5 protein-coding genes are annotated in these 4,751 nt (G+C 59.7%); 3 read left to right on the top strand and 2 right to left on the bottom strand.

Going from position 1 to position 4,751, the window contains the following annotated elements:
* Positions 1–1,296: cation:proton antiporter (locus VNX23_RS01360; protein ID WP_325627202.1), on the top strand; the 1,296-nt coding region annotated here is incomplete at its 5' end.
* A gap of 350 nt (positions 1,297–1,646) precedes the next feature.
* Positions 1,647–2,342: a hypothetical protein gene (locus tag VNX23_RS01350; protein ID WP_325627200.1), complete on the top strand. Its 696-nt coding sequence runs from the start codon at positions 1,647–1,649 to the stop codon at positions 2,340–2,342.
* A gap of 125 nt (positions 2,343–2,467) precedes the next feature.
* Here the strand turns inward: VNX23_RS01350 and VNX23_RS01345 are convergent, their stop codons facing one another.
* Entirely contained in the window at positions 2,468–3,109 is a 642-nt protein-coding gene (locus tag VNX23_RS01345; RefSeq protein WP_325627198.1) for a sensor histidine kinase, read from the bottom strand.
* A gap of 330 nt (positions 3,110–3,439) precedes the next feature.
* Positions 3,440–4,495 (bottom strand): LysR family transcriptional regulator, encoded by a 1,056-nt coding sequence (locus VNX23_RS01340; protein ID WP_325627195.1) that lies wholly within the window; start codon positions 4,493–4,495, stop codon positions 3,440–3,442.
* Between the two features lie 30 nt (positions 4,496–4,525).
* Here VNX23_RS01340 and VNX23_RS01335 point away from each other — a divergent pair.
* Positions 4,526–4,751, top strand: a 226-nt coding sequence (locus VNX23_RS01335) for an efflux RND transporter permease subunit (RefSeq protein ID WP_325627193.1), incomplete at its 3' end; no start/stop codon positions are given.

The raw sequence follows: 4,751 nt of genomic DNA, 5'->3' as shown, positions 1-4,751 counted from the left end.
CCACTAACCGGAAGGATGCGGGCGGCCACGTTAACGACAGGGATCGGCAGCGGCTTGGAAACCTCACCATCCATCGAGATTGCCAGGCAAACGCTGCTTTCGTTTGGTTTCATTCTGGCTGCCGGAACGATGGCCGCGCTTGTTGCGCAGAAGATCAGGATTCCGGATGTCGCGGTGTTCCTGATCGCCGGTATCGTGCTCGGTCCGCACGCGCTCGGCCTGATCGAGATCAAGCCTGGCTCGGCATTGAACCAGATCATTCTCCTGTTCGGTGCCAGTTACATTCTGTTCGACGGTGGCGCGTCGCTGCGACTTCAGATCCTCAAACAGGTCTGGATCACGATTCTGGTCATCGCCACCGTCGGCGTCATCATCACCGCAGGGATCACCGGCGTCGCCGCCCACTATCTTTTCGGCATTCCCTTCGATGTCGCGCTGCTTTTGGGCGCGGCACTGGCTTCAACCGATCCCGCAACCCTGGTCCCGATCTTCCGGCAGATTCATATCCGCGACCGGGTGGCCCAAACCGTCATGAGCGAGTCGGCATTCAACGATGCCATGTCTGCGATTGTCACTTTCGGCGTACTGGCAGTCGTGTTGGGGCACAGAGAGTTTTCGCTGTTCTCCTCCGCGTCCGATCTCCTGAAGCAATCGGCCGTCGGCATCGTCGCCGGCGTCGCGCTCGGCTATCTTGCCGCGCTTCTGATCGCCCACGAAAAATGGGCCTTTCTTTCCGAATACGCGCCGCTGGTAACGATCATGGCCGTGATCGGCGCCTATTTCGCCGCCAGCGGCCTGCATGCTTCAGGCTTCATGGCCGTGTTCGTGTTCGGCATCGTGCTTGGCAACAAGGAGGAGGTTTTCGGCTTCCGGATGGAAGCGGGGGAAGCGCAGAGGCTCGCTGAGTTCGTGTTGACCACCGCATTCATCATGCGGCTCTTCATCTTCATCCTTTTGGGGGCGCAGGTCGACTTTGGCTTGATCGGCCGATATGCCTTCACCGCCGCCACGCTCGTAGCCGTCCTGATGCTGGTCGCGCGGCCGGCGACGGTCTTCCTCTGCGCCCTGCCCGACCGCCGCGCGCGATGGAGTTTTGAGGAATTGCTTTTCATGTGCTGGACGCGCGAGACCGGCGTCATCCCGGCAGCGCTCGCGGGCCTGTTGCTCGGCATGAATGCACCGTCCGCGCCGATGATCGCTTCCGTCGTGTTCATGGCGATTCTGATGACGATCCTGATTCAGGCGCCGACCACGCGATGGCTGGCGAAGCGGCTTAAGCTCCTCGAGAGCGATTAACCCACTCGCGCCGCAAGGCGCTCTCGCAAGGACGGCGCTAGGCGTAGCGCTCGGGCCGCGCGATCAACCAGAAGGCAGCGGCGACCGGGAAGGCGATGGCGGCGGCTGACCGAAGACGCGGATAAAAGGCGCGGGTGAAATGCCGCGTACTCATGCCGGCGCGTTCTGCCAGATGCTCCACCGTGAGCGGCGCATCGAGATGCTCGCGGCACTGCGATCGCGACGGCCCATCCGTGGACGCCGCGTCATCGAGCCGGTTCCACCGGTCTAGGTGAAATCAAGATTTCTCCGCATTTTGGACCTCGATAGCATCTAACGTCGACAGGAACATCAGCATGAGGGATCACGCGATGGCGACGGAAGACGGTTTTGATCCCGGCGATCCTTTGCCGCTTTTTCTCTCCGCCGATGAACCTGAGCGGGGTATCGGGAACGACAAAGCTATCATCTCGTTACGAGGTCTCACGGCGAGTGTTTTGGTTGCGGCCGCGGTAGCGATCGGAATTACCATTCTTTCGAATCAAGTGACGCTCTTTGCGGGCGTCACAGCGTCGCCGGCCGACAACTCGGCGGCTCAGCCTGGCACCGATCAGCCGACGCCGAGAATCCAGTCAGCTGTAATTCAATCAACCGATGTTGTTGAGGTTTTGCCGCCGACCGCGAAGGACGCCCCGACCCGCGAAATTGGTGCCCCTGAACCCGCCAGCCAGAGTCAGAAGGAAAACGACCAGGAATCATTGGAAGCCCTGTTCAGGGAGTTCCAGGCCTGGGCGGCCAAGCAAGATGCGCCTGTTCTGGCCAAGCCGGTACAAGATGACCCGGCACCTGTGCGGCCCACGCAACAGCAGCGAAGGGCCCGGACCATACGTAATGCGCGGGCAGAGATCCGACACGCGCAGGAACACCGAGCAAATGTGCAGCGTCGACGGGTACAGGCCCGGCCCGTACAGGATGCACGAGCACAAACCCAGTCCGTTCAAAATGTCGAGCCACTGTCTTTCCTGGACAGCCTAAATCCGTTTGCAGCAACCCCGCCCCAGCGTTGAAGCCTTGGTCTGCCCCGACACCCAAGTCGCGGGCGTTGCGACGCCGTATAGTCCACCCTTCCCAAAAATCTAAGAAATCCGGCTGCAGGCGGGCGGTCGCGGCAGCGACTTTGGTGGCGGCACCACTATCCGTTGTGACAGTTGGCAGCAGCTTTCTCCTCGAGGCCCGCTCGTTGCGGTTCGAGGTCGCACGGAAAGGTCAGTTTCGAGAACGATCCCCTTTGGCCAAACCTCTGGTCAAGGTGTCCATCGAGGCCTTTGACCAGCTCGTCCACGATCTTGAGCCCGCGGCCCCGCTGAACGTTTATTGGAGCCGAGCCATTGTCGACGACGCTGCATTCAACAAGCTTGCCAGCGCGTGATAACTCGATTCGAACTTGTCCAATGCCGTTGCCAAACGCGTGCCGTGTCGCATTTGTCACAAGCTCAAATATTATCATTCCCAGTCGCCAGCACCGTTCCGATGGCAGCCGCAAAGGCGATGCCGTCAGGACGAGATCTATTTTCTTGCCATCGAGCTTCGAGCGGCTGATCGAGAGACAGAGGTTTTCGAGATAGGCCGCCGCGTCGATAAGCGTGTCGTTGTTCGGCATCTGCAACGCGCGATGCAGCTCTGCATAATGAGACAGGAGCTCAATAATGTGGGCCAGCGCGACTTTGACTTCATGATTGACGGAACGCGCGGCGGTACGAGACACGGCGCCGATGAGGGAGGAAAATTCGTTGTTGATCCTGTGGATCAGCTCGTGCAGCAAAACGCGTTCCATCGGGACTTCTGGCGCGAGGGGAAACTCCGTCATTGAACGCTCCTATTCAGCACATTGATCGCCCTCCGGCCCTGTTTCCGAATTGGTCAAGAATTTTACAGGGCTCCCGGCCGGGTCATGTCACTCACGCTGTGCTGGAGCACAATGGATTGGGGCGGGGGAGCCACGCGCTCCAGGTTCTGGGCATGATCCGAAAATCGGGGTCTGCTCTTCCGGATCATCTCTCTCCACTCGGTAGCTCCGATCGCCGCCAATGAAAACCCGGCGTTTGTTTCACTCGCTGGTGAAACAAATTCAGGAATGCAATCTTGAACGGCGCCTTCGGCGTGCTCAGTCTTTGAAGAAGGGATTCTTGACTGACCGTATGCCCTGCGCCGATTTGGGAGCGCGGATCATGTCAATGAAGGCCCGCAGTGCGGCGGGGACTTGCCGGCGTCCGGGATAATACAGAAAGAGGCCTTCCAGGCAGGGTGAAGATCTCTCCAGCACGCGCACCAGTTGACCTGTCTGCAGAAACGGCTCAGCCAGGGCCTCGACAGTATAAGCAATCCCGAGCCCATCCACGGCTGCGCGAATGGCGAGAAAAGGATCGTTGACCGTCAGAGCGCCCGCCAGGGTCATCCGCTTGGTCTTGCCGTTCCGCTCGAAAGACCATGGCAAAACAGCTTCGTTCGGCGCAAAGCGATATTGGATGCAGCTATGAGAGGCAAGATCGTCGAACGTGCGCGGGGAACGCCGTCGCTCGAAATAGCTGGGAGCGCCGACAACGGCCACTTTCATCGGTCCCAACACGCGAACCGCAATCATGTCGGCGGCGGCCCATTCCTTCCGCCCGATCCCCGCATCAAAGCTGCTCGCTACGATGTCGATCGGCCTCGACTCCATCAAGATCTCGAGATGGACGTCCGGATAGGTGGACGCGAACCGAGCCCAAACCGGCGCGATGGCCGCGGCTGCGGCAATATGCGTTGCATGAATCCTCAAGCGGCCAAACGGACGCTGACGCTGTTGATTCAAGGTTTCCAGGGCGCCGGAAATCTGATCAATCGCCGGCCGCAGCTGTTCGAGCAGGTGAAGGCCGGCGTCGGTGAGCGACACGCTGTGCGTGGTGCGATGCAATAGCCGCACGCCATGGCGCTCTTCCAGCTGGCGCATCGAATGGCTGAGGGCAGACGCGGTCACGCCGAGCTGAGCTGAGGCCGCGCGAAAGCTCAGGTGATTGGCGACGGCGACGAATGCGTTCAGGTCGGCCAGATCGCTACGATTCATTGCTGAATTCCGTTCAGTAGCGAATGCAACGGACATAGCATTTCCTTTTAGGGCACTTGTCAATATCTGCGTCCGGCCAACGACGAGGTACCTGCAATCAGGAGCCTGCCGCGGCAAGGACGAGGATATCGAGACGAGGATATCGAGATGGGTATCGTTCGATTTGCGCTGAAATTTCCGTACACGTTCTATGTTCTGGCAGCCTTCATTCTGTTTGTCGGCGTTTCAGCCATCGTGGTCATGCCGGAGGACATCTTCCCCGAGATCAACATTCCGGTGGTGTCGGTGATCTGGCAGTACACCGGCCTCAGCGTGCCGGAGATGGAGCAGCGCGTCACAACCTACAGCCAGTACGCGATGAGTACCAGCGTGA

Source organism: Bradyrhizobium sp., from assembly GCF_035570375.1.
GTDB lineage: Bacteria > Pseudomonadota > Alphaproteobacteria > Rhizobiales > Xanthobacteraceae > Bradyrhizobium.
The sequence above is the reverse complement of the archived record's forward strand: the minus strand, read 5'-3'. Positions and strand labels throughout refer to the sequence as shown.